At 67.9% G+C, this 25,032-nt stretch carries 23 protein-coding genes; 12 read left to right on the top strand and 11 right to left on the bottom strand.

Annotated elements, in window-relative coordinates; all coding sequences use genetic code 11:
* Positions 1–217 precede the first annotated feature (217 nt).
* On the bottom strand, positions 218–1,018 hold the full coding sequence (locus B9N97_RS13115; RefSeq protein WP_085087094.1) for an undecaprenyl-diphosphate phosphatase: 801 nt from the start codon (positions 1,016–1,018) through the stop codon (positions 218–220).
* A gap of 386 nt (positions 1,019–1,404) precedes the next feature.
* Here B9N97_RS13115 and B9N97_RS13110 point away from each other — a divergent pair, with 386 nt between their 5' ends.
* Both B9N97_RS13110 and gltB read left to right on the top strand, forming a co-directional pair.
* Positions 1,405–2,853, top strand: a complete 1,449-nt coding sequence (locus B9N97_RS13110; RefSeq protein ID WP_085087092.1) for an NAD(P)-dependent oxidoreductase — start codon at positions 1,405–1,407, stop codon at positions 2,851–2,853.
* Positions 2,854–2,949: 96 nt separating this feature from the next.
* Entirely contained in the window at positions 2,950–7,512 is a 4,563-nt protein-coding gene (gene gltB / locus B9N97_RS13105) for a glutamate synthase large subunit (protein ID WP_085087090.1), read from the top strand.
* Positions 7,513–7,738: 226 nt separating this feature from the next.
* On the opposite strand, the gene B9N97_RS13100 is transcribed toward gltB, so the two are convergent.
* Together B9N97_RS13100 and B9N97_RS13095 are read right to left on the bottom strand one after the other, a co-directional pair.
* The gene (locus tag B9N97_RS13100; RefSeq protein WP_244560703.1) at positions 7,739–8,278 is read right to left on the bottom strand and encodes a GNAT family N-acetyltransferase; all 540 of its coding nucleotides are present in this window, start codon (positions 8,276–8,278) and stop codon (positions 7,739–7,741) included.
* The gene (locus B9N97_RS13095) at positions 8,275–8,925 is read right to left on the bottom strand and encodes a glutathione S-transferase family protein (protein ID WP_085087088.1); all 651 of its coding nucleotides are present in this window, start codon (positions 8,923–8,925) and stop codon (positions 8,275–8,277) included. Before B9N97_RS13095 ends, B9N97_RS13100 begins: the two co-directional genes overlap by 4 nt.
* Before the next feature lie 223 nt (positions 8,926–9,148).
* Here B9N97_RS13095 and B9N97_RS13090 point away from each other — a divergent pair, with 223 nt between their 5' ends.
* Positions 9,149–9,826, top strand: a complete 678-nt coding sequence (locus B9N97_RS13090; protein WP_085087086.1) for an alanyl-tRNA editing protein — start codon at positions 9,149–9,151, stop codon at positions 9,824–9,826.
* Between the two features lie 68 nt (positions 9,827–9,894).
* Here B9N97_RS13090 and B9N97_RS13085 read toward each other — a convergent pair whose 3' ends face one another.
* On the bottom strand, positions 9,895–11,049 hold the full coding sequence (locus B9N97_RS13085) for a GGDEF domain-containing protein (RefSeq protein WP_085087084.1): 1,155 nt from the start codon (positions 11,047–11,049) through the stop codon (positions 9,895–9,897).
* 419 nt (positions 11,050–11,468) lie between these two features.
* Here B9N97_RS13085 and B9N97_RS13080 point away from each other — a divergent pair, with 419 nt between their 5' ends.
* Both B9N97_RS13080 and fliG read left to right on the top strand, forming a co-directional pair.
* Positions 11,469–12,860: a leucyl aminopeptidase family protein gene (locus B9N97_RS13080; RefSeq protein ID WP_085087082.1), complete on the top strand. Its 1,392-nt coding sequence runs from the start codon at positions 11,469–11,471 to the stop codon at positions 12,858–12,860.
* Positions 12,861–13,046: 186 nt separating this feature from the next.
* The gene (gene fliG, locus B9N97_RS13075; protein WP_085087081.1) at positions 13,047–14,069 is read left to right on the top strand and encodes a flagellar motor switch protein FliG; all 1,023 of its coding nucleotides are present in this window, start codon (positions 13,047–13,049) and stop codon (positions 14,067–14,069) included.
* 94 nt (positions 14,070–14,163) lie between these two features.
* Here the strand turns inward: fliG and B9N97_RS13070 are convergent, their stop codons facing one another.
* Positions 14,164–14,793, bottom strand: a complete 630-nt coding sequence (locus B9N97_RS13070) for a M23 family metallopeptidase (protein ID WP_085087079.1) — start codon at positions 14,791–14,793, stop codon at positions 14,164–14,166.
* A 284-nt stretch (positions 14,794–15,077) separates the two neighbouring features.
* On the opposite strand from B9N97_RS13070, the gene B9N97_RS13065 reads away from it, so the two are divergent.
* Together B9N97_RS13065 and B9N97_RS13060 are read left to right on the top strand one after the other, a co-directional pair.
* Entirely contained in the window at positions 15,078–15,941 is an 864-nt protein-coding gene (locus tag B9N97_RS13065) for an AraC family transcriptional regulator (protein ID WP_085087077.1), read from the top strand.
* Positions 15,942–15,985: 44 nt separating this feature from the next.
* On the top strand, positions 15,986–16,441 hold the full coding sequence (locus B9N97_RS13060) for a DUF2000 domain-containing protein (protein WP_244560702.1): 456 nt from the start codon (positions 15,986–15,988) through the stop codon (positions 16,439–16,441).
* Positions 16,442–16,456: 15 nt separating this feature from the next.
* Here B9N97_RS13060 and B9N97_RS13055 read toward each other — a convergent pair whose 3' ends face one another.
* Complete coding sequence (locus tag B9N97_RS13055) at positions 16,457–17,653, bottom strand: sensor histidine kinase (RefSeq protein ID WP_085087075.1); 1,197 nt, start codon at positions 17,651–17,653, stop codon at positions 16,457–16,459.
* A gap of 69 nt (positions 17,654–17,722) precedes the next feature.
* Positions 17,723–18,220 carry a low molecular weight protein-tyrosine-phosphatase gene (locus tag B9N97_RS13050; protein WP_085087073.1) on the bottom strand — a complete coding sequence of 166 codons (498 nt, stop codon included), beginning with the start codon at positions 18,218–18,220 and terminating at the stop codon, positions 17,723–17,725.
* A 108-nt stretch (positions 18,221–18,328) separates the two neighbouring features.
* On the opposite strand from B9N97_RS13050, the gene B9N97_RS13045 reads away from it, so the two are divergent.
* Positions 18,329–19,069: an NAD-dependent deacylase gene (locus B9N97_RS13045; protein ID WP_085087071.1), complete on the top strand. Its 741-nt coding sequence runs from the start codon at positions 18,329–18,331 to the stop codon at positions 19,067–19,069.
* A complete protein-coding gene (locus tag B9N97_RS13040; RefSeq protein WP_085087069.1) occupies positions 19,062–19,673 on the top strand; it encodes a uracil-DNA glycosylase family protein in 612 nt (203 codons plus the stop codon). Before B9N97_RS13045 ends, B9N97_RS13040 begins: the two co-directional genes overlap by 8 nt.
* Positions 19,674–19,709: 36 nt before the next feature.
* Here the strand turns inward: B9N97_RS13040 and B9N97_RS13035 are convergent, their stop codons facing one another.
* Positions 19,710–20,060: a metallopeptidase family protein gene (locus B9N97_RS13035; RefSeq protein WP_083896940.1), complete on the bottom strand. Its 351-nt coding sequence runs from the start codon at positions 20,058–20,060 to the stop codon at positions 19,710–19,712.
* A 141-nt stretch (positions 20,061–20,201) separates the two neighbouring features.
* Here B9N97_RS13035 and B9N97_RS13030 point away from each other — a divergent pair, with 141 nt between their 5' ends.
* Complete coding sequence (locus tag B9N97_RS13030) at positions 20,202–20,504, top strand: 4a-hydroxytetrahydrobiopterin dehydratase (protein WP_085087067.1); 303 nt, start codon at positions 20,202–20,204, stop codon at positions 20,502–20,504.
* A gap of 72 nt (positions 20,505–20,576) precedes the next feature.
* Positions 20,577–20,888 (top strand): polyhydroxyalkanoic acid system family protein, encoded by a 312-nt coding sequence (locus B9N97_RS13025; protein WP_085087065.1) that lies wholly within the window; start codon positions 20,577–20,579, stop codon positions 20,886–20,888.
* Positions 20,889–20,947: 59 nt separating this feature from the next.
* Here B9N97_RS13025 and B9N97_RS13020 read toward each other — a convergent pair whose 3' ends face one another.
* The 3 genes from B9N97_RS13020 to B9N97_RS34965 are packed head-to-tail and all read right to left on the bottom strand — an operon-like array spanning position 20,948 to position 24,023.
* Complete coding sequence (locus B9N97_RS13020; RefSeq protein WP_085087063.1) at positions 20,948–21,973, bottom strand: site-specific tyrosine recombinase XerD; 1,026 nt, start codon at positions 21,971–21,973, stop codon at positions 20,948–20,950.
* A 42-nt stretch (positions 21,974–22,015) separates the two neighbouring features.
* On the bottom strand, positions 22,016–23,902 hold the full coding sequence (locus B9N97_RS13015; RefSeq protein ID WP_085087061.1) for a hypothetical protein: 1,887 nt from the start codon (positions 23,900–23,902) through the stop codon (positions 22,016–22,018).
* The gene (locus B9N97_RS34965) at positions 23,883–24,023 is read right to left on the bottom strand and encodes a hypothetical protein (RefSeq protein WP_167393297.1); all 141 of its coding nucleotides are present in this window, start codon (positions 24,021–24,023) and stop codon (positions 23,883–23,885) included. The genes B9N97_RS13015 and B9N97_RS34965 overlap by 20 nt, the downstream gene beginning before the upstream one ends.
* A gap of 350 nt (positions 24,024–24,373) precedes the next feature.
* On the opposite strand from B9N97_RS34965, the gene B9N97_RS13010 reads away from it, so the two are divergent.
* The gene (locus tag B9N97_RS13010) at positions 24,374–25,015 is read left to right on the top strand and encodes a shikimate kinase (RefSeq protein WP_085090555.1); all 642 of its coding nucleotides are present in this window, start codon (positions 24,374–24,376) and stop codon (positions 25,013–25,015) included.
* Positions 25,016–25,032: the final 17 nt, after the last annotated feature.

Here is a 25,032-nt window from a genome sequence, read left to right as displayed (position 1 = left end):
CTGTATAGCCAGCCTTGCCAGGTAGGTTGCGGCCGCATGATGCGGTTACCCCCACCTTTGCAATGAGCCGGCGGTTCGTGCCACTATTGCGGGTGTGGCGCGGCAAGCGCCTGCTTCGTGTCGACGGCGCCGGGAACCGGGCTTCGCTCGGAAGAATGGTATGACCCAAAGGCCGGACACCCGACGCCCGGCAGCTCCCCGCCGGGCGTCGGCGGCATCACAGATACAGGAACGCCAGCATGCCGGTGCCGATGGCGATGCGGTACCAGCCGAAGGGGGTGAAGCCGTAGCGGCCGACGAAATCGACCAGCGTCTTCACCACCAGCGCGGCGGCGATGAAGGCGGTGACGAAGCCGACCAGGATCAGCAGGCCGCTGTCCAGGCTCATCACCGACCAGTTCTTGTACAGGTCGTAGACGGTGGCGCCGGCCATGGTCGGCACCGCCAGGAAGAAGGAGAATTCGGCCGCCGCCTTGCGGTCGACGCCCATCAGCAGCGCGCCCAGGATGCTGGCGCCCGAGCGCGACACGCCCGGCACCAGCGCCAGGCACTGGCAGAAGCCGATCTTCAGCGCCAGCGGGGCGGAGAAATTCTCGATCTGGTGATAGCGGGCGACCGGGATCAGCCGCTCCACCAGCAGGATGGCGATGCCGCCCAGGATCAGCGCGATGCTGACCACGGTGGGGTTGAACAGCACCGACTTGATGATGCCGTGCAGGCCGGCGCCCAGCACCATCGCCGGCAGGAAGGCGATCAGCACCGCCATGACGAAGCGCCGCGCCCCCGGATCGTCCTTCAGCCCTGTGGCAACTCGCCACAGCCGGTGGAAATAGACCACGCAGATCGCCAGAATGGCGCCGAGCTGGATCACCACCTCGAACACCTTGCCGGGCGGTCCCTGGAAGCCCAGCAGCTCGTCCAGCATGATGAGGTGGCCGGTCGAGGAGACGGGCAGGAACTCGGTCAGCCCCTCCACCAGCCCCATGAGTGTGGCGTCCAGATATTGATCGATCATCATCGCGGCACGCAGCCTTCGGCAGGGTGGATGTTGCGGTGCTTATAGCAGGCCACGGCCTTGCTTGGCGACGGCGAGGGCTCGGTACCCCTATTCGGGCGATAGTCCTGTTTCGAGACTAATTTTCTGTCTCGTTTTTGTGACACCCCATTGCTACGCCCACGCATTCCAGCCTTGCGGAGGAAAAGGTCAATAAACCGGACCTATCGGTGCTTTTGTGCTTCCGCAGGCCCGGCTCATGCGTTATATGACGAGCGTCCGCCACTTTGCGGGCGTTCGATTTCAACCCAGCCGGTCGGTGTAGGCCAACGCCGCAGCCTCCGGTCAGGCCCAGCAAGGCGATGCCCCCGAGAGAGACGGCGGGGCCGCGAAGCGAAGGAGCAGATGTCATGGCGAACCAGAAAATGTTGGGCTTCGTGCACACCGCGCAGAAGATGCCCGACAAGCGGTCTGCCGCCGACCGCCGCCAGGACTTCGCGGAGATCTACGCCCGCTTCAGCGACGAGCGCGCCGGCGAGCAGGCCAACCGCTGCTCGCAGTGCGGCGTTCCCTTCTGCCAGGTGCATTGCCCGGTCTCCAACAACATTCCGGACTGGCTGAAGCTGACCGCCGAGGGCCGGCTGGAGGAGGCTTACGAGGTCTCCCAGGCCACCAACAACTTCCCCGAAATCTGCGGCCGCATCTGCCCGCAGGACCGCCTGTGCGAGGGCAACTGCGTCATCGAGCAGTCGACCCACGGCGCCGTCACCATCGGCTCGGTCGAGAAGTACATCAACGACACCGCCTGGGAAAACGGCTGGGTCAAGCCGCGCAAGCCGGCCCGCGAGCTGGGCCTGTCGGTCGGCGTGATCGGCGCCGGCCCGGCCGGCCTCGCCGCCGCCGAGGAACTGCGCGCCAAGGGCTACGAGGTCCATGTCTATGACCGCTACGACCGCATGGGCGGCCTGCTGGTCTACGGCATCCCCGGCTTCAAGCTGGAGAAGGACGTCGTCGCCCGCCGGGTCCAGCGTCTGGCCGATGCCGGCGTCATCTTCCATCCGAATTTCGAGGTCGGCCGCGACGCCTCGCTGGCCGAGCTGCGCGAGCGCCACGTCACCATCCTGATCGCCACCGGCGTCTACAAGGCCCGCGACATCAAGGCTCCCGGCGCGGGGCTGAAGAACATCGTGCCGGCGCTGGACTACCTGACCGCCTCCAACAAGGTCGGGCTGGGCGATACGGTCGAGGCGTATGAGAACGGCTCGCTGAACGCCGCCGGCAAGAAGGTGGTGGTTCTCGGCGGCGGCGACACCGCGATGGACTGCGTGCGCACGGCGATCCGCCAGGGCGCCACCTCCGTCAAGTGCCTGTACCGCCGCGACCGCAAGAACATGCCCGGCTCGCAGCGCGAAGTGGCGCATGCCGAGGAAGAGGGCGTCGAGTTCGTCTGGCAGGCCGCTCCCGAGGCCTTCACCGGTGATGACGTGGTGACCGGCGTCCGCGCCGTCCGCATCCATCTGGGTGTCGCCGACGCCACCGGCCGCCAGACCCCGCAGGTGATCGAGGGTTCCGAGTTCACCGAGCCGGCCGACCTCGTCATCAAGGCGCTGGGCTTCGAGCCGGAGGATCTGCCGGGCATGTTCGGTTCGCCGGACCTGACCGTCACCCGCTGGGGCACGCTGCTGGTCGACCACCGCACCAAGATGACCAGCCTGGACGGCGTCTTCGCCGCCGGCGACATCGTTCGCGGCGCCTCGCTGGTGGTGTGGGCCATCCGCGACGGCCGCGACGCCGCCGACGCCATGCACGCCTACGCCCAGACCGTCGGCGCGCCGAAGCTGGCGGTCGCCGCCGAGTAAGGCGCTTATTCCTTCCACTATTAGAACACCGTCTACCCCAGGGGGCCTTCCCTTCGGCCCCCCAGGTCAACGTCCAGACTGTGAAAGGGTCGTTCCATGACCGCCGAGTTTAACCAGGGCTCGTTGAACCAGGGTGAGCAGTTCGTCGCCGATTTCCGCGCCAACGCCGCGGCGCTGACCACTGCGCACGCCTACAATCCGGCCGACGAGCACGACGCCTGCGGCGTCGGCTTCATCGCCGCGATCGACGGCAAGCCCCGCCGTTCGGTGGTCGAGAAAGGCATCGAGGCCCTGAAGGCGGTCTGGCACCGCGGCGCGGTGGACGCCGACGGCAAGACCGGCGACGGCGCCGGCATCCATGTCCAGGTGCCGCAGAAGTTCTTCAAGGACCACGTCAAGGTCATCGGCCACACCCCGCCGGAGAACAACCTGGCGGTCGGCCAGGTCTTCCTGCCCCGCATCAGCCTGGACGCCCAGGAAGCCTGCCGCTGCATCGTCGAGACCGAGATCCTGGCCTTCGGCTACTACATCTATGGCTGGCGTCAGGTGCCGATCAACGTCGACATCATCGGCGAGAAGGCCAACGCCACCCGGCCCGAGATCGAGCAGATCATCATCGGCAATTCGAAGGGCGTGTCGGACGAGCAGTTCGAACTCGACCTCTACATCATCCGCCGCCGGATCGAGAAGGCGGTGCATGGCGAGCAGATCAGCGACTTCTACATCTGCTCGCTGTCGGCGCGCTCGATCATCTACAAGGGCATGTTCCTGGCCGAACAGCTGTCCACCTTCTACCCGGACCTGACCGACGACCGCTTCGAGTCGTCCTTCGCCATCTACCACCAGCGCTATTCGACCAACACCTTCCCGACCTGGCCGCTGGCCCAGCCCTTCCGCATGCTCGCCCACAACGGCGAGATCAACACGCTGAAGGGCAACGTCAACTGGATGAAGGCGCACGAGACGCGGATGGAACATCCGGTGTTCGGCGCCAACATGGGCGACCTGAAGCCGGTGATCGGCGTCGGCCTGTCCGACTCCGGCGCGCTCGACACCGTGTTCGAGGTGATGGTCCGCGCCGGCCGCAGCGCGCCGATGGTCAAGATGATGCTGGTGCCGCAGGCGCTGACCAGCTCGCAGACCACGCCGGAAAACCACAAGGCGCTGATCGCCTACTGCAACTCGGTGATGGAGCCGTGGGACGGCCCGGCCGCGCTCGCCATGACCGACGGCCGCTGGGTCGTCGGCGGCATGGACCGCAACGGCCTGCGCCCGATGCGCTACACCATCACCACCGACGGCCTGATCATCGGCGGCTCCGAGACCGGCATGGTCAAGATCGAGGAGAACCAGGTGGTCGAGAAGGGCCGCCTCGGCCCGGGCGAGATGATCGCCGTCGACCTCCAGGCCGGTAAGCTGTTCAACGACCGTGAGCTGAAGGACCATCTGGCCGCCCAGAAGCCCTGGGGCCAGTGGGTCAAGAACACCACGCACCTGGACGAGCTGGTCAAGACCGCCGCGCTGAAGGGCGAGGCGTCGGAGATGGAGAAGGAGGAGCTGCGCCGTCGCCAGATGGCCTTCGGCCTCGCCATGGAAGACATGGAGCTGATCCTCCACCCGATGGCGGAGGACGGCAAGGAGGCCGTCGGCTCGATGGGCGACGACAGCCCCATCGCCGTGCTGTCCGACAAGTATCGCGGCCTGCACCACTTCTTCCGCCAGAACTTCTCCCAGGTCACCAACCCGCCGATCGACTCGCTTCGCGAGCGCCGGGTGATGAGCCTGAAGACGCGTCTGGGCAACCTCGGCAACATCCTGGACGAGGATGAGAGCCAGACCCGGTTGCTGCAACTCGACAGCCCGGTGCTGACCACCGCCGAATTCCGTGCCATGCGCGCCTATATGGGCGAGACGGCGGCGGAGATCGACGCCACCTTCCCGGTCGATGCCGGCCCGGACGCGCTGCGCGACGCCCTGCGCCGCATCCGCCAGGAGGCGGAGGACGCCGTGCGCGGCGGTGCCAACCACGTCATCCTGACCGACGAGGCGATGGGCCCGGCCCGCGCCGCCATCCCGGCCATCCTGGCGACCGGTGCGGTCCACACCCACCTGATCCGCTCCAACCTGCGCACCTTCACCTCGCTGAACCTGCGCACGGCGGAATGCCTGGACACCCATTACTTCGCGGTGCTGATCGGCGTCGGCGCCACCACCGTCAACGCCTATCTGGCGCAGGAGGCGGTGGCCGAGCGCCAGCGCCGCGGCCTGCTCGGTTCGCTGTCGCTGGAAAAGGCGATGACGAACTACAAGAAGGCCATCGACGACGGCCTGCTGAAGATCATGTCCAAGATGGGCATCTCGGTCATCAGCAGCTACCGCGGCGGCGGCAACTTCGAGGCCATCGGCCTCAGCCGCGCCCTGGTCGCCGAGCATTTCCCGGCGATGGTCAGCCGCATCTCCGGCATCGGCCTGAACGGCATCCAGAAGAAGGTGCTGGAGCAGCACGCGCTGGCCTATGCCGGCGAGGCGCTGCCCCTGCCGGTCGGCGGCTTCTACCGCTTCCGCAAGTCGGGCGACCGCCATGGCTGGGAGGGTGGGATCATCCACACCCTGCAGCAGGCCGTCACCAACGACAGCTACACCACCTTCAAGAAGTATTCGGAGCAGGTGAACAAGCGGCCGCCGATGCAGCTGCGCGACCTGCTGGAGTTCCGCACCACCAAGGCCGCCGTTCCGGTGGACGAGGTGGAGAGCATCACCTCCATCCGCAAGCGCTTCATCACGCCGGGCATGTCGATGGGCGCCCTGTCGCCCGAGGCGCACGGCACGCTGAACGTCGCCATGAACCGCATCGGCGCCAAGTCCGACTCGGGCGAGGGCGGCGAGGATCCGGCGCGCTTCCGCCCGGACAAGAACGGCGACAACTGGAACTCCGCCATCAAGCAGGTGGCATCGGGCCGCTTCGGCGTCACCGCCGAGTACCTGAACCAGTGCCGCGAGCTGGAGATCAAGGTCGCCCAGGGCGCCAAGCCCGGCGAAGGCGGCCAGCTGCCCGGCTTCAAGGTGACGGAGATGATCGCGCGGCTGCGTCACTCGACGCCGGGCGTCATGCTGATCAGCCCGCCGCCGCACCACGACATCTATTCGATCGAGGATCTGGCGCAGCTCATCTATGACCTGAAGCAGATCAACCCGGACGCCAAGGTCACGGTGAAGCTGGTCAGCCGGTCGGGCATCGGCACCATCGCCGCCGGCGTGGCGAAGGCCAATGCCGACATCATCCTGATCTCCGGCAATTCCGGCGGCACCGGCGCCAGCCCGCAGACCTCGATCAAGTTCGCCGGCCTGCCCTGGGAAATGGGCCTGTCGGAGGTGCATCAGGTCCTGACCCTGAACAAGCTGCGCCACCGCGTGCGGCTGCGCACCGACGGCGGCCTGAAGACCGGCCGCGACATCGTCATCGCCGCCATGCTGGGTGCGGAAGAGTACGGCATCGGCACCGCCAGCCTGATCGCCATGGGCTGCATCATGGTCCGGCAGTGCCATTCCAATACCTGCCCGGTCGGCGTCTGCGTCCAGGACGAGAAGCTGCGCGAGAAGTTCGTCGGCACGCCGGAGAAGGTCGTCAACCTCTTCACCTTCCTGGCCGAAGAGGTCCGCGAGATCCTGGCCCGCCTGGGCTTCCGCTCGCTGAACGAGGTGATCGGCCGCACCGACCTGCTGCATCAGGTCAGCCGCGGCGGCGCCCATCTGGACGACCTCGACCTCAACCCGCTGCTGGCCCAGGTCGATCCGGGAGAGAACGCCCGCTATTGCACCCTGCAGGGCCGCAACGAGGTGCCGGACACGCTGGACGCCCGCATCGTCGCCGATGCCCGCCCGCTGTTCGAGGAGGGCGAGAAGATGCAGCTCGCCTACAACGCCCGCAACACGCAGCGCGCCATTGGCACGCGGCTGTCCTCGATGGTGACGCGGAAGTTCGGGATGTTCGGGCTGCAGCCCGGCCACATCACCGTCCGCCTGCGCGGCACCGCCGGCCAGTCCCTGGGCGCCTTCGCGGTCCAGGGCATCAAGCTGGAGGTGATGGGCGACGCCAACGACTATGTCGGCAAGGGCCTGTCGGGCGGCACCATCGTCGTCCGTCCGGCGACCAGCAGCCCGCTGGAGTCGAACAAGAACACCATCATCGGCAACACGGTGCTGTACGGCGCCACCGCCGGCAAGCTGTTCGCCGCCGGTCAGGCGGGTGAGCGGTTCGCGGTGCGCAACTCCGGCGCCACCGTGGTGGTGGAGGGCTGCGGCTCCAACGGCTGCGAGTATATGACGGGCGGCACGGCGGTCATCCTGGGCAAGGTCGGCGACAACTTCGCCGCCGGCATGACCGGGGGCATGGCCTACCTGTACGACCCGGAAGACTCGCTGCCGCTGCACATCAACGAGGAAAGCGTCATCTTCCAGCGGATCGAGGTGCCCCATTACGAGGCCCAGCTCCGCGCCCTGATCGAGGAGCACGTCGCCGAGACGCAGAGCCGTTTCGCCGCCGAGATCCTCAACGACTGGCAGCGCGAGCTCGGCCACTTCTGGCAGGTGGTTCCGAAGGAGATGCTGCACCGTCTGGCCGTGCCGGTGATCCTGCCGCGCGCCATCCCGGCGGAGTGATAAACGCCCTCTCCCCTCCCTCTCCCACAAGGAGCGGAGCATCCCCTCTCCCCCCCGCTCACGCGCAAACGGAGTTTGCGCTGACGCGACAGGCGGACCAAAGGTCCGCCGAAAGCGGGGAGAGGGTTAGGGTGAGGGGGATGCGCAGCGAGGATCTTCAAGAATTGCATACGAAAACGGCGCGCCATCCGGCAGGACGGCGCGCCGTTTCTCGTTTGCCGCCGCGTCAGCCCCCTGCAGACAGCTCCAGCGCCATGACGATGCTGTCGAACTGCACGCCCGGCGCCAGGATCACCGACCGGCGGCCGACGGGACGGAAGCCGGCCGACGCATAGAACCGCTCGGCGACGAGGCTCGACAGGCACTCCAACCGGCGGACGCCGGCGGTACGCGCCTCTGCGATGCAGCGGCCGAGAAGGGCGGTGCCGACGCCCCGGCGCAGGTAACCGGGATGGGTGGCGAAATGCCGGATGTGTCCGACCGTCGGGTCGACCGGCTGGCAGGGCGGCCCCGGCGGCTCGCGGGTCCAGCCGCCGCAGCCGACTATGGCGCTCTCCGCGGCGCCGTCATCCGCCACCGCCAGATGATAGGTGCCCGACCGCAGCAGCAGCGGGTTGGCCTTCATCATCGCCGGCAGGGCGCGATCCAGCACGTCGGCCGGATAGCCGGCGGCCATCAGCGGCGGGTAGGAGGCCCGGAGCAATTCGCCGACCGCCTCGGCATCCTCCGGCTGGGCCGGCCTGATTGTAAAGCCCGCATCCCTCACGGTTCGAACTCCCACGGCTCCGCCTTGGCCGCCGCGATCCACTCCCGCATCGCCGGCAGGTCCAGCACCGCGTCCATATAGGCGCGCGACTCCGGCGATACCGCGACGCCATAGGTCTCCAGCCGCGTCACCACCGGGGCGAACATGGCGTCGGCGATGGTGAAGGTGCCGAACAGGAACGGTCCACCCGCAGGGCCGCCAAAACGGCTGCGGGCATCGGCCCACAGCGCCTCGATGCGGGCGATGTCGGCGGCGGTCGCCTCGGTCATGCCCTGGCCCTTGCGGTCGCGCTTGAGGTCCATCGACATGGTGCTGCGCAGGGAGACGAAGCCGGAATGCATCTCCGCCGACACCGCCCGCGCCACCGCCCGCGCCGCCCGGTCCGCCGGCCACAGGTGAGCCTGGGGCGCCAGTTCCGCCACATATTCGCAGATCGCCAGCGAGTCCCAGACGGTCAGCCCGTCATGGATCAGGGACGGCACGCGGCCCGACGGCGAATGCTCGGCGATGCGCGCGGCGGTGTCGGGCTGGCGCAGGGGGATGACGGTCTCGGCGAAGCTCAGCCCGGCCTGCTTGAGCGCCAGCCAGGGGCGCAGCGACCAGGATGAATAAGTCTTGTTCCCAATCACCAGAGTCAGGTCGGACATCGGGCTTCACCTTTCAGGACGCGCAATCTGCGGGGGCGTGAGCATGACCCGGCACTGGGACCGGAGCAAGCCTTCCGGTTGCGCCGGAGCAAGCATCTGCCCCATCCGCGCGACAACGCTTTTCCGGGCATTTCATCAAGACCGGTCTATTATACGGCCGTGTGGGCGGGCGGACTGTCCATCCGCGACACAAACCGATCCGTTAGGTTACGCGAGGTCCTCCATGACCCGGAAGCTGTTCTGGGACGATCCCTACCGCACCCGCCTTGACACCCGCATAGCCGAGGTGGACGGCGACGAGGTCACGTTGGAGGCCACCATCCTCTACGCGCTGTCCGGCGGGCAGGAGAGCGACGCCGGCACGATCGGCGGTTTCGATGTGCTGGAGGCCCGCAAGGACGGCCGCGAGATCCGCTACAGGCTTGCGCCCGGCCACGGGCTGGCTCCCGGCGACTCGGTTGCGGTGACAATCGACTGGGTGCGCCGCTACCGGCTGATGCGCCTGCATTTCGCGGCCGAGATCGTGCTTGAACTGGTGATGGCCCGCCTGCCCGGCATCGACAAGATCGGCGCCCACATCGCCGCCGACAAGGCCCGCATCGACTTCGCCTGGAACGAGCCGCTGACCCCGCTGCTGCCCGAGTTCGCCGGGCAGGCGGCGCGCATCGTCACCGCCGACACCCCCATCCTGAGCGGCTTCAGCGACGAGGCCGCCGAGCGCCGCTTCTGGGAGATCCCCGGCTTCGCCCGGGTTCCCTGCGGCGGCACCCACCTGCGCCGAACGGGCGAGATCGGCGCGCTGACGCTCAAGCGTCGCAACACCGGCAAGGGCAAGGAGCGGATCGAAATCGCGCTGGTCGATGCTCATGCTTCGGCCATGCCTCAGCCGGGGAGCGACTAGGTCCCCGGTCGGCGATATCGGCTATGTAACCGGCGGATTGCAGGGTCGCGCAGCCGCCTTTCGCAGCCTTACGCCGGCACCGGATCCTGTGGAGCCCGTACCGCGTGCACGACACGGTTGCGGCCATCCCGTTTGGCGTCGTACAGCGCCATGTCGGCGGCATGGACGAGGTCGTCCCACCGTTCCCCTGGGCGGCCGACCTGGGCGACGCCAATGCTGGCCGTCACCCCCAGCACCGTGCCCTGCTGCTGGAATGGGATCGCCTGGATGGCTTCGCGGATCCGCTCCGCCACCGCCAGCGTGTCGGCACTCCGCAGTTCCGGCAGGAACAGCAGGAACTCCTCTCCTCCCATCCGCGCCAGCACATCGTCGGGGCGTTTCAGGTTCCGCAACGTCGCCGCCACGGCGACCAGCACCGTGTCGCCGGTGGCATGGCCGAACCTATCATTGACCCGCTTGAAGTGGTCGAGGTCGATGCAGAAAACGCTGTCGCCGGGGCTGAGGCGGCTCGGCCGCATCCGGTCCAGCCAGCGGCGATTGCCGATGCCGGTCAGGCTGTCCAACTCGGCCAACAGGGCGAGTTGGCGCTCCGCCCGGTCGGTCGCGACGCTGTAGATCAGGACCGCGATGGCGAAATTGCCCAGAATCTGGACAGCGAATTCCAACGCCAGCCAGTGGACGAATTCCGCGACGAACAGGATCGCGCCGGCGCCCATCAGGAATGACACTCCGCTGAGCACCAGCACGGTTTGGAGCGGCAGGCAGGATGGCAGCGCCTCGACCCGCCGGAGCCGGGTCACGATCCGAGCCGCCAGAAGCAGGCAAAGCGCGCCGTTCAGATGGAAGACAGTGGCGCGAAGCCCATTGTCCAGATGGAAATCGGTGATCCCGGCGACGACCCACAACACAACGGGATAAAGCACCAGCAGGCGCCAGCCGCGGGGCAGGCGCCCCGAGCGCAGACGTTCCATCCCCAAAACCAGCAGTCCATGCCCGACCACCCCGGCGGACAGGCTGCCCAGGGTCCAGACGGCTTTCGGCAGCATGGCCTGCTCGCCAAAACCGGCCAGGACACCGCCAGTCCCGACCAGCGAAAACGCCGCTGCCAGCATACCGAAGCCCGAGGTCGAGGATCGCCGCCGCGCAATCAGAAACACCGCCGCGCCGACCAACAGCGATGACTGGTACAGAAGCAGCACGGTGGCGATATCAAGTGTAATCATAGGCGGCAATGACGGTTGATCGGAATTGGAGCAGCGTAGCTTGAACATCATAACTGGTGAACCACCCGATACTGCATCGCTCACCGGTCAGAAATAGAAATCTGGATAATTATTTAAGACACACTGCAGGATCCACGATTCGCTTTCAGAAGATTTGCCAATTTCGCTGAACTTTGAAATATTTTCCGTTCTGGGGAAAATTTTATTTTCCACGGGATTGATGTGTTTTTACGAGAAAAGCACCTTTTTTATGATGATCAACTGCTTTTCCCTATTCATTAAATAGAAAAACAATCACCAAGAAAGTGTTTCACCCTGTTCCACGCCCCCTTTCCAGCCGGCACCCGGCGCGCCATCCTTGGGGGATGGGCATCCGTGTCGGATGCGTGACGTGATCTCGTGAGAAGGATTCCCCAGTCTTGCTCGCCACCCTGCTTGCCGTTGACGGTCCGGACACCGTCGCCCTCACCCCCGTGACCAAGGCCGGGCTGGCCGACTGGCTGGCCGGGCAGTCGCCGGCCGTCGCCTCCTGGGTCAAGGCGGTGGGCTTCACCGGAGAGGCCGGATCGACCGTCTTCCTGCCGGGGCCGGACGGCGCCGTCGCCCATGTGCTGGCCGGCGTGTCGGCCGTTGACGATCTCTGGGCTTTCGCCGGCCTGCCCGCCTCGCTGCCGGCCGGCTCCTACAAGATCGATAGCAAAATCGAAGGGGCGCTGGACGCGCGGGCGGCGACGCGGGCGGCGCTGGGCTGGGCGCTCGGCAGCTACCGCTTCAGCCGCTACAAGAAGCCGCCGGAGAAGGGCTTCGCCAATCTGGTCTGGCCGGCCGAGGCCGACCGCGGCGAGGTGGAGCGGGCGGCGACCGCCACCTGGATGGTGCGCGATCTGGTCAACACCCCGGCCTGCGACATGGGACCGGCCGAGCTGGCCCAGGCGGCGCAGGATCTGGCCGCGGAGTTCGACGCGGCGGTCGAGGTGATCGTCGGGCAGGACCTGCTCGACCGCGACTATCCGGCCGTCCATGCCGTCGGCCGCGCCAGCCCGCGCGAGCCGCGGCTGATCGACCTGCGCTGGGGCAATCCGGAGCACCCCAAGGTCACCATCGTCGGCAAGGGCGTCTGCTTCGACACCGGCGGGCTGGACCTGAAGCCGTCCTCCGCCATGCTGATCATGAAGAAGGACATGGGCGGCGCGGCGCATGCGCTGGCGCTCGGCCGGATGATCATGATGGCCGGGCTGCCGGTGCGGCTGCGCGTGCTGGTCCCGGCGGTGGAGAATGTCGTGTCGGGCGACAGCTTCAAGCCGCAGGACGTGCTGAAGACCCGCAAGGGCCTGACGGTGGAGGTCGGCAACACCGACGCCGAGGGGCGCCTGATCCTGTGCGACGCCCTGGCCGAGGCGGATTCGGAGAAGCCGGCGCTGCTGATCGACTTCGCCACCCTGACCGGTGCCGCCCGCGTGGCGCTCGGCCCCGACCTGCCGGCGCTGATGTGCAACGACGACACGCTGGCCAGCGACCTGACGGAGGCCGGGACCGCGGTCGACGACCCGATGTGGCGCCTGCCGCTGTGGGCGCCCTACCGCAAGGGGCTGGACAGCAAGGTGGCGGACATCAACAACGTCACCAGCAACGGCTTCGCCGGCGCCATCACCGCCGGGCTGTTCCTGCAGGAGTTCGTGTCGAAGGACACACCCTGGGCGCATCTCGACACCTATGCCTGGAACGGCTCGGCCCGTCCCGGCCGGCCGGAGGGCGGCGAGGCGCTGGGCCTGCGCGCCGCCTATGCGGTGATCGCCAAGCGGTTCGGCTGACGGTACAGCCGAGGGAGGACTGCAGGAGGGGCGGGGAATCGGCTGAATTTGTCCCCGCCCTTCACCCCCGAAGGGATGGAATGCACAAGCGGATCATATTAAAACGGAAGAATAGGAAACCTGACGTGTAAGAATGAACCGCCCGCCCCGACGCAAGGTGGGCGGCGACGTGGTGGAGGCGGACAGATGGCGTTGAAGGTTCGCGAGGATTACCGGACCCTCACCGGCCCGGAAAAGGCCGCCATCATGATGCTCGCTCTGGGCGAAGAACATGCCACCAGGCTGTTCTCGCTGATGGACGACGAGGAGATCAAGGAACTGTCCCAGGTGATGGCGAACCTGGGCACGGTGTCGGCCAACCTGATCGAGCGCCTGTTCGTCGAATTCGCCGAGCAGATGTCGGCCACCGGATCGCTGGTCGGCTCCTTCGATTCGACCGAGCGGCTGCTGCTGAAGACCTTGCCCAAGGACAAGGTCGACCAGATCATGGAGGAAATCCGCGGTCCGGCCGGCCGAACGATGTGGGACAAGCTGGCCAACGTCAACGAGTCGGTGCTGTCCAACTATCTGAAGAACGAATATCCGCAGACCGTCGCCGTCGTCCTGTCCAAGATCCGTCCCGAACATGCCGGCCGCGTGCTCACCCAACTGCCGGAGAGCTTCGCGATGGAGGTCATCATGCGCATGCTGCGCATGGAGGCGGTGCAGAAGGAGGTCCTGGACGACGTCGAGCGCACGCTGCGCACCGAGTTCATGACCAATCTCGCCCGCACCAGCCGCCGCGACAGCCACGAGATGCTGGCGGAGATCTTCAACGGCCTGGACCGCACCACCGAACACCGCTTCATGGCCGCCCTGGAGGAGCGCAACCGCGACAGCGCCGAGCGCATCAAGTCGCTGATGTTCACCTTCGAAGACCTGTCGAAGCTCGATCCCGGCGGCGTCCAGACCATGCTGCGCACGGTGGACAAGCAGAAGCTGGGCACCGCGCTGAAGGGCGCGTCGGAAACGCTGAAGGACCTGTTCTTCTCCAACATGTCGGAGCGTGCGGCGAAGATCCTGCGCGAGGACATGGCGGCGATGGGTCCGGTGCGCGTGCGCGACGTGGACGAGGCGCAGATGTACATGGTGCAGTTGGCGAAGGACCTTGCCGCCCGCGGCGAGCTGGTCCTGGCCGAGGGCAGCGGCGAGAACGAACTGATCTACTGATCGGGATGCACATGAAGAGGCCGACAATGGCCTCTTCATTCATCTGCCGGCCGAGCGCGCTTGGAACTGGGCTCCTGGAAGCAGTCTACTCTGATCAAGCCATGCAGGATTGGAGGGCATTGATTGGATCTTTGAAGAAGGTCGTGGGATTCACCCAGCCGACGCTGTCGGGGTGCACACCAACGGGAGTTCTTCCCCACCCGTATTTCCGCCCCTTGCTGTCCTTGTCCGAATAGATTGTGTACATCTTCCTTGCATTGATGCCAAAATGCAGATGCGGGATATTACCCTTTGAACTAGCAATCTTGCCGACTACGTCACCTCCCTGCACACGGTCTCCAATTTTCAGATCTGACGAAATGTGGCCATAATGACCCCAGAAATCTTTTCCGCTGTAATTGTGCAGTATGACAAGAAGTTTTAAGTTATAGTTTGTTTCAGCGGTATAGTTTTTCATGACTGTTCCAGGGCATATTGCATAGACAGGTGACTCTGCGTCTCGGCAATAGTCCGCACCAGCATGCTCCGCCTTGAATTTCTTTGGATAGGATGGAGCCATAAATTGAAAGCATTTTTCTTCTGGCGTTGCTGTCGTTGGGAACCAAAGTTTCTCAGACATCATCACCGGCGGCTTGCTGCATGAACCACCAATGTTAGATGGGAACGTAGATTCAGGAATGTAAAATCCATTTTCAAACGAAGTGTACGGAAAAAATTTAGACATTTAACAGTCCCCCGCGTTCATATCGCTTCCATTGGAAATTCTATATTAGCTTAAAGTATTTTCCAAATATTTCGAATACATACTTATATATGATAGACGCATATATTATTCACATACTTCTGTAATCAGTCGGTTACTTACTAAATTTGCGCAGATACGCTGGAACGAGTAAATATCATGCGCTAACATTGCAGCATATTTCCGAGTGCGTTGGTAAGAACGAAATAAAGTACTGATTTCTGCTGGCCGGAAAATGAACGGCAGTCCGGCAACGGAAGTACAGAATGGATGAAGCAGTGGGCAAGACAGCAGACCGGGAGGACTGGGTGGCGGTGCGGCGCGATGCGGAGACCGGCATCGAAACCATCCGCGCCCATTTCCGCGGCCATGCCTATGACCTGCACGACCATGACGAACTGCTGGTCGGCGTCACCGAGCAGGGGGTGCAGGCCTTCCGCTGCCGGCGGCGACTGCACACCAGCATCCCCGGCCGCGTCATCCTGATCGAGCCCGGCGAGGCCCATGACGGCCACAGCCCGGGGGAAGAGGGCTTCACCTATGCCATGCTCTATCTGCCGGTGCCGCTGCTGTCCGCCCGCGGCGAGGCGCTGCGCAGCCTGACGCCGCGGGGTGGCGGCATGCCGCTGGGCTTCCGCGATACGCTGGCCGACGATCCCGGCCTTGCGGCGACGATCCGCTCCGCCTTCCTGGCCCTGCACCAGCGCGAGGGGCGGCTGGCCCGCGACCTGTCGGTGGACCGGCTGGCGGCACGGCTGGCCGGCCATCTCGCTTTGCCGCAGGAGCGCCGACCGCTGCGCCCCGACCGCGCTGCCGCGCTGGCGCGCGACCTGCTTCATGCCCGGATGGCCGAGGATGTCGGGCTGGACGAGTTGGCGGCGGCGGCCGGCGTCGACCGATTCCGGCTGAACCGCGCCTTCCGCGCCGCCTTCGGCCTGTCGCCGCATGCCTATCTGGTCCGGCTGCGGCTGCGCGCCGCCCGGCGCCGGCTGGCCGAGGGAGAGGCGCCGGCCCTGGTCGCGGCAGAGGTGGGGTTCGCCGATCAGAGCCATCTCGGCCGCTGGTTCCGCCGCGCCTATGGCCTGACTCCGGCCGCCTATCGCGATCTGTGCACGAACGTTCCAGACTGAGGCGTGATCATCCGGCATCTGGTTGGGCAAAGGAGACCATTGCCATGCCGGACAGCCTGATGCCCGAAACCACGTCCTCCGACGCTCCCGTCCGCTTCGATACCAAGGTCGCGCTGGTCATCCGCGCCGACCTGGCGGTGTGGCAGAAGCTGAACGTCGCCGCCTTCCTCGCCACCGGGATCGCCGCCGCGGCGCCGGAGGCGCTGGGCGATGAGTATGTCGATGGCGCCGGACGCCGCTATGGCCGGATGCTGGGTCAGCCGATGATGATCTTCGCCGCCGACGGCGGACAACTGCGGGCCGTCCGCGATGCCGCGCTGGAACGGGGTCTGACGCTGGTGCCCTATGTCGCCGCGATGTTCGGCACCGGCCATGACGCTGCCAACCGCGCCGCCTTCCGGGCCGAGGATCCGGACGCCCCCGATCTGGTCGGGCTGGCCCTGCGCGGGCCGAAGAAGGCGGTCGACAAGGCGGTGAAGGGGCTTGCCCTGCACAGGTGAAAGCCCCCCTGCCCGTCACAACTCCTGCGGCACCGTGATCGTCACGGCGGTGCCGGCGCCCGGCTTGCTGTCGATGGAAAGCCGGCCGCCGAGAGGGCCGGTCACGGTGTTGAACACCACCGCCAGCCCAAGCCCCTTGTGGCCGCGGCCGCGGGCGGTGGTGAAGAAGGCATCGGTCAGGGTCGGCAGGTTGCCGGCCGGAATGCCGGCGCCGCGGTCGCGGACGGTGAGGTTCCAGGCCGGAACCGCGTCCAGCTTCGCCGGCTGGATCGTCACCTCGACCTCGCCCGGACCGCCGCCATAGCCATGGGCGGCGGCGTTGGCGAACAGGTGGTGCAGCACCCGGTCCAGATGCGGAGCACAGCCGATCCAGGGGCAGGCGGGACCCGGCGCGACCCGGATGGCCAGCGGCAGGTCGGGATGCTGGACGGCGAACAGGTCCGCCGCGTCCTCCGCCATGCGGCGCAGCTCCAGCGCCTCCAGCGGTTCGGAGGTCTGGCAGGCGGCGATGGCGGAAAACGCCTCCACCAGCTCCACCGCACGGGCGAGGTTGGCGTCGAGCAATGCTGCCGGTTCCCGCAACTCCTCGGACGACAGCGGGCCGTTGCCGGGCCGGGCCAGATCCTGCAGGTGGCTGGCGGCGGTGACGCAGACGCCGAGCGGCGTGTTCAGCTCATGCGCCAGCCCGGTCACCGCCTGGGTGATGGCGCGCTGGCGGGCCAGCGCCGATTCGGCGATGCGGGCGCGGCGTTCCAGATCCTCGCGCACCACCCGTTCCGACACCTCGCGGATCATGCGGCTGAGTTCGCGCAGCAGCTTCGCCAGCAGGTCGGGCGAGGGGGAGATCAGCGCCAGGAACAGGTCGCGTTCCAGTTCGAACACCGTCACCGGCGTGGCGGCGATGACGGAGGCGGAGCGGGCGCCGCCGTCGATCAGTGCCATCTCGCCGAAACAATCGCCGGCGCGACGAAAGCCGACCTCAACCTGGGCACCGAACGGGTCGTTGCGCACCACCCGCACCGTGCCGTCGAGCAGGACGTAGAGCGAACTGGCGACGTCGCCCTCCCGCATCAGCACCGTGCCGGCCGGGGCATCGAACACCCGCCCGCGCGAGGCCACGGCGGCGCGCTCCTCCGGCGTGAAGGCCTCGAACAGGACGATGCCGTCGAGGATCCCGCCGGGCGTGGTGGTGCCGGTGGCTGCGCTGGTCATGGCTGACGGATGCTCCGAATGGGCTTTGTCCCGGCAGCATAGACCAAGCGGCCGGGGAACCGCGACACGTTACCCCATGCTTTCGCGAATCGGAAACCTGCATTCCCGCGACAGGCGGTCCAGCAGGCCGCGCGATCCGGCCTCGCACAGGTCCAGCACCTCTTCGAACCCGTCGGCGCCGCCGTAATAGGGGTCGGGCACCTCCCGCCCCTCCAGCCCAGGCGCATCGTCCAGGAACAGGCGCAGCGCCGCGGTGGCGCCGGCCGGGGCGAGGCGGCGCAGCTGGGCCAGATGGCCCTGGTCCATCGCCAGGATAAGGTCGAAGCGGGTGAAGTCGGCCGCGGCCACCTTGCGGGCGCGCAAGGTCGACAGGTCGACGCCGCGGGCCAGCGCCGCGGCTTGCGTGCGCGGGTCGGGCGGCTCGCCGACGTGATAGCCGTGGGTGCCGGCGGAGTCGGCGATCACATGACCGCCGAGGCCGGCGCGTTCTGCCAGATGGCGGAACACCCCCTCGGCGGTGGGCGAGCGGCAGATGTTGCCCGTGCAGACGAACAGGACCTTGACCACCTGCGGTATCCCCCTTCTTTCTTTTCAGCGGCTTTACTTCCGGGCGCGACGAGCGTACGCCGCAGCAGTTTTCCATGTGACCGGTTTCCGAACCGCTAAGGGAATGCCATGCCCTCACCCGCGCTGACCAACCGACTGCGTCCGACCGACTCGATCGTCATCCTGACCGGGGCCGGGATTTCCAAGGAATCCGGGCTGGACACCTTCCGCTGCGCCGGCGGCATCTGGAGCCAGGTCGATCTGGAGGATGTGGCGACGCCGGAGGGGTTCGCGCGCAACCCCGACCTCGTCCACCGCTTCTACAACGACCGCCGCCGCGGTCTCGCCGACCCGGCGGTGCAGCCCAACGCGGCGCACAAGGCGCTGGCGGAGCTGGAGCGGCGCTGGAAGGGAGAGGTCCTGCTGGTGACGCAGAACATCGACGATCTGCACGAGCGGGGCGGGTCTGTTGCGCCGCTGCACATGCATGGCGAGCTGCTGAAGGCCTTCTGCCTGCATTGCCGCACGGTGACGGAGGTGCGGGGCGACCTGTCGGTGCACGATCATTGCCTGACCTGCGGGCGCAAGGGCGGCATGCGGCCCGACGTGGTGTGGTTCGGCGAGATGCCCTATCAGATGGAGCGCATCCAGCGGGCGCTGGAGGAATGCGACCTGTTCGTGTCGATCGGCACGTCGGGCCATGTCTATCCCGCCGCCGGTTTCGTGGCGGAGGCGCGGTCGGCCGGCGCCTATACGGTCGAGCTGAACCTGGAACCGTCGGAGGGCGCCTCCTATTTCCACAGCTCGATCAACGGCCCGGCGACCCAGGTGGTGCCGGCCTTCGTCCAGGATTTGCTGACGCTTGTCTGATGTACCGGTTGAGGGCGGTTCGGATCTCGACCGCCTGTTCGCAAGGGCGCGCGCCTGCACGCTGTGCGCAGGGGTGCTGCCCCACGGCTGCCGTCCGGTCCTTCGCGGCAGCCCCACCGCCAGCCTGCTGATCGTCGGGCAGGCGCCCGGCGCGCGGGTGCATGCCAGCGGCATCCCCTGGGACGACGCCTCCGGCGACCGGCTGCGCAAGTGGCTGGCGATGGACCGCGCCGCCTTCTACGACGAATCCCGCATCGCCGTGGTGCCGATGGGGCTGTGCTATCCCGGGACCATGCCGAAGGGCGGCGATTACCCGCCGCGGCCCGAATGCGCGCCGCTGTGGCACCCGCCGCTGCTGGAGGCTCTGTCGGGCGTGCGGCTGACGCTGCTGGTCGGGCAGTACGCCCAGGCGCGCTATCTCGGCGAGCGGCGCAAGGCGACGATGACGGAGACGGTGGCGAACTGGCGGGAGTATGGCCCGGCCTTCATGCCGCTGCCGCACCCGAGCTGGCGCAACACCGGCTGGCTGAACCGGAACCCCTGGTTCGACGAGGAGCTGGTGCCTGCCCTGCGCCGCCGGGTGGCGGATGCGCTGGGCGGCTGAACCGCCTGCCCTACTCCCCCGCCCTACTCCCCCGCCTTACTCCATGGTCTCGATCCGCTCCATGTCCTCGTCGGAGAAGCCGAAATGGTGGCCGATCTCGTGGATCAGGACATGGCGGACGATGGCGGGAAGCTCCTCCCCCGTCTCGCACCAGTAATCCAGGATCGGGCGGCGGTAGAGGAAGATCATGTCCGGCCCGCCGCGCAGGTCGGCGACGCTTTGCCGCGTCAGATCCACGCCCCGATAGAGCCCCAACAGGTCGAATGGGCTTTCCAGCTCCATCTCCCGCTCGGTATCCTCATCGGGAAAATCCTCGACATGGATGACGAGGTTCCCGACCGGGGCGAGCAGCTCCGCCGGGATGGTGTCGAGCGCCTCTTCGGCCATGCGCTCCAGGTCTTCGACCGTGGGCGGAACCGTATGGGGACCTGAAGGTTTCCGTATCATGCCGCAGAAGGTAGCGAACCGCCGCCCGTTCGCCAAGAAGCTGCGGGAGGCAAAAGAGTGACTGAGGAAAGGGAGGTCATCATGTCCGATCGCCTTGTCGGCGTGCCCCGCCAGACGGCCCTGAAGGAACTGCACGGCTGGGCGGAGGTGTTGGAGCGCGACGCCATCCGCAAGACCTACCATTTCGCCGATTTCCCGGCCGCCTGGGGCTTCATGACCCAGGTCGCCTTGCTGGCCGAGAAGACCGGCCACCATCCCGAATGGTTCAACGACGTCGGCCGGGTGGAGGTGATCCTCTACACCCGCAGCGCCGACGCCGTGACCCAGGCCGACATCGACTTCGCCCACCGCCTGGACCAGATGGCGCCGCTGCACGACCGCTGAGGGCATGGGTTCGGGACCCAACGCCCGCTTGCGGGCGTTACCCTATCCCTGTGACGTGCGGAGCCGCCGACCATGCCGAAGCCCCTGACCCTGTCCATCCCCCATTCGCTCGGCCGGGCGGAGGCCAAGCGCCGGCTGGTCGACGGCATGGGCGAGGTGCGGGCGCGCCTGAGCGCCGTGGCGGCCAGCGTCGACGACAGCTGGACCGACGACCGCCTGAACTTCCGCGTCGTGGCCCTGGCCCAGACCATCGCCGGCCACATCGACGTGCTGGACGACAGCGTCGAGATGGAGGTGCAACTGCCCTGGGCGCTGGCGCTGCTGGCCGACAAGATCAAGAACAAGGTGACCCGCCAGGGCACGCTGATGCTGGAGAAGAAGTAGGGGCTGGTGGGCAAGTGTCGGCTTCGATTGCCCCCACCTAACCTCCATCCTTACCTCCCCTACCCCTCCGACGGCTCTTCCACTTTGCGCCGCGCCAGCGGGTGGTGGTCGTGCATGACCTTCTTCAGCCGTTCCGTCACCACATGGGTGTAGATCTGCGTGGTCGCGATGTCGGCATGGCCCAGCATCTTCTGGACGGAGCGCAGGTCGGCGCCATGGTCGAGCAGATGGGTGGCGAAGGCGTGGCGCAGGACGTGCGGGCTGACCTTCTCCGGGTCGATGTGGGAGTCGATGGCCAGTTGCTTCAACAGCTGGGCGAAACGCTGGCGCGTCAGGTGCCCTTCGGCGGAGCTGCGTGACGGGAACAGGAAGGGGCTGTGTCCGGCCTCCGCACCCGCGATCGGCGGGATGAAATGGCCGCGGAACGGGATGTAGCCGGCCAATGCCGCCAGCGCCGGGTCGGACAGCGGCACCATCCGCTCCTTGCCGCCCTTGCCGCGCACCAACAGGCCACGGCCGTCGCGCATGATCGCGGTCATCGGCAGGCCGACCAGTTCCGACACGCGCAGGCCGGTGGCGTAGAGCACCTCCAGCAGCGCCACCAGCCGCAAGCCCTCCGGCCCGCCGCGCGCCTCGGCGGTGGACAGCATGGCGCCGACCTCCGCCTCCGTCAGGATCTTGGGCAGCGGGCGGCCCTGCTTGGGGCTGTCGAGCGGCGAGGCCGGATCGTCCACACGGCGGCCTTCGGACAGCAGGAAACGGTAGAACTGCCGCATCGCCGACAGCCGCCGCGCCACGGTGCGGGGGGCGCCGTCCTTGCTCTGCACCGCCAGATAGGCGCGGAGGTCCTCCGTCCCGGCCGCCTCCAGCGCCACGCTGCGCTGGGCAAGCCAGCGGCCGAGGTCGGCAAGGTCGCGCTCATAGGCCAGCCGGGTGTTCACTGCCGCCCCGCGCTCCGCTGTCAGCATGTCGAGGAAGGCGTCCAGATGCGGGGAGGTGGCGAGCGTGCGCGGCTTGCACGGCCGGCCGCGGCGTTTGGCACCGGGTTTGCCGGTCGCCTTGGTAAGGGACTTGCTGCCGGTCATGGTGTCGGCGTCATGGTTGTGGTGGGTTCCCCGGGCATGAGGTCATTCGGCGGGTGAGATGGGCGTGGAAGGGCCGGCGATGGCGGCCATCGCCTCGCGGACCAGCGCGCGGGCGTCCGGCTCCAGCCCGATCGCCTTCAGGTTGGCCGCCACGCGGGCGGTGACGACCGGCGGCAGGGCGGCGGGTCCGGCCTCCCCCATCAGCAGCAGGGCGACGGCCACCGTCTCGCCGATGCGTCCGCCGGCCGCGGCGTCGCCCAGCCGCTGCCACAGCGCCGGATCGACGCCGGCATCGCTGCCGCTGGGCGGGCCGGCGCCGTCGGTGGCCTTCATCCACGCCTCGTCCGGGATCGCCACTCCGATGGCCTGGAGAAGCGCCAGCTGACCGGCGATGCGGTTGCGGGCAAGGGGGTCGGCGCCGCGCAGCGCCTCGTCCAGCCACGCCGTCAGCGCGCGCGGATCCTCGGCTCCCCGCCCGGTAGCGACCACGGAGAGCGGCCACAGCCAGGCGGTGTCGGCGCTCCGCCCGCTGCGCAGCGCCAGATCCTGCCAGCGCCGCGCCTGGTCGAGCCGGCCGAGCGCGTAATAGAGTCGTGCCGCCGCCGGGGCCAGCGCCGCGGCGTCACCGCTCGGCGACAGGCTGTCGAGCAGCCCGGCGGCGGCATTGCCGACCGGCCCGGCGCGCAGGCGCGGATCGACCAGTTCCACCGCCAGAGCGGCCAGCGCGACGCGGCGCCGGCCGTCCATCGCCGCCGCCATCGCCTGATGGACCAGGGCACGGGTGCGGGTGCTGCGGTCGCGTTGGGCGATGTCGCGCACCCGCAGCAGCTCGTCCCCCACCGCCGGCACCTGGGCATAGAGGTCCGTCAGCTGGCGGGCGTCGAGGAACAGCGAGGCCGCCGCCCGTTCGCCGGCGGCGGCGCGGGTGGTGGGATCGGTGGAGGGGTTGGTGGCGATGGCGGCCAGCGCCGGCGGGTTGTCCAGCGGCAGCCGGTCGGGCGGCACGCCGATCCGCGCGGTGCGCATGGCGGCGAGCAGCAGCGCCGGCCCCTCGCCATCGCCCTGCAGGGACAGCATCCGGGCCGGCGGCGGTGCGGCGCCGGCCAGCGCCTCGGCTACCAGCAGGAACGGGTCGGACCGCCGGCCGGCGCCGCGCAGCGTGGCCAGCGCCTCGTCGGTGCCGGCCCGGTCGCCGACGCGGGCATGGCAGAACAGGGCCAGCCGGGTCCAATAGGCGGAGGCGAAGCTCCGGCCGCGGGCCAGCGCCCGCGTGCAGTCCAGGCCGCCGCGCACCAGCTCCGCATCGGTCAGCGCCCTGGCCGCCGGCTCGTCGGCCGCCAGCGCCGCCGGCAGCAGGTCGGCCAGTTCGGCCGCCCCGGCGGGGTCGCCCAGCCGCGCCAGCTTCTCGATGCGCAGGGCACCGAACCGGCGGGGTGGCGGCGCCTCACCCGTCGCGACGGCGGGGGAGCCGGCGCTCAGCAGCAGCCGGCGCTCCAGCGCCTTCACGGTGGGCGACGGGGTGTCGACCGGAAGCGCGGCGATCAGGGGCAGAAGCTCCGCCCGGCCGATGCCGCGCCAGGGATCGCCGCCCAGCCCCTGCACGCCGCTGAGGGTACCGGCGCCGTCGGGGTCGGGCGCACCCAGCGCCTCGCGCGCGACGGGTGCCGGCCGCGCCACCACCGGGGAGACGGCGGGCGGCGGGGTCACCACGGGCGGATAGGCCGGCACGACAGCCGGAGCGGGCACCGGAGCGGGCGCGGGCGTCGCCACATCGGGCGTCAGCCGGATCGGCGGGCCGAGGGCCTGAGCGGCGGCGGACATGTCCCAGCCCACGGCCCAGCCGGCCGCCAGCAGCCCGGCCAGCAGCCGAACCGCGATTCGGGGGACACCCCCGGCCGATGGTCGGGGTTCAGCGCGGGAAGCGCTCATCCGGCAGGACCTTCTCCACCGTTTTCGACGGAGCCGGCAGGTCCCACGAGGCGAGGAACACCATGCCACCGGCGATCACCAGCAACAGCAGGACGAAGAGGATCGAGAGAAACCGGCTCATGGCACCAGGGACGTGTTGTGTCGGAAGAACGGAGGAGCGGAGCGGAGCTACCACGCCCTGCAGCCGCAGGGCTTGGGACAAGCAATGGCTTTTCTGCTAAAGCATCCGCGGCCCCGGCCGGGGACCGGGAGGCGGCGCAGTGTAGCCACAGGTCGGACCGCGGCGCAACCCGTCCACCCGATCTTCGGACAAGGCCGGGGCGCTTGTGCCGGCCAGCTGTCGGCGGGTATGAGTGTTGTCTGTTTCAGCGGTGTGACGGCCGGCGGGGACATCGGGCGGGGACATGGGCCCGCCGGCATCGAAGGGCACGGGTGGCGGATCGGATGGATGTGATGGGACTGCGCAAGGCAATGACGGCCCAAGGTCCGGGCACGGGTGCGGCGGAGGATGCGGAGCCGCTGCTGCCGCGCACCGTGGTGCTGGTCGGGCTGATGGGGGCCGGCAAGAGCGCCATCGGGCGCCGGCTGGCGACGCGCCTGCACCTGCCCTTCCGCGACGCCGACACCGAGATCGAGGCGGCGGCCGGCTGCACCATCGCCGAAATCTTTGCCCGTGACGGCGAACCGGTCTTCCGTTCCGTCGAACGCCGCATCATCAGCCGTCTGGTGAAGGACGAGCCGGTGCATATCCTGGCGACCGGCGGCGGCGCCTTCATGGACCCGGAGACCCGGGCCGCCATCCGCGAGCACGGCGTGTCGGTCTGGCTGCGCGCCGAGCTGGACGTGCTGGTCGCCCGCACCGCCCGGCGCACCCACCGCCCGATCCTGAACCAGGGCGACCCGCGCGCCATCCTGGGCCGGCTGATGGAGCAGCGCTATCCCATCTATGCCGAGGCCGACCTGACCGTGGTCAGCGACGAACGCCCGCCCGACGTGACGGTGGAGCTGGTGATCGACGCGCTGGAGGCGCATTTCGGCGTCCAGCTTCCCCACCGTGCGCCGCGCGGCGGACGGCCCGGCAAGAGCGACGCTTCCAAGACAGACGCCTCCTGACCCGCTGTTCCCATCCT

The sequence above is a fragment of the Azospirillum oryzae genome (genome assembly GCF_900177515.1).
GTDB classification, from domain to species: Bacteria; Pseudomonadota; Alphaproteobacteria; order Azospirillales; family Azospirillaceae; genus Azospirillum; species Azospirillum oryzae_A.
Note: the sequence above shows the minus strand (reverse complement) of the source record. Positions and strands in the feature narration are given on the sequence as shown.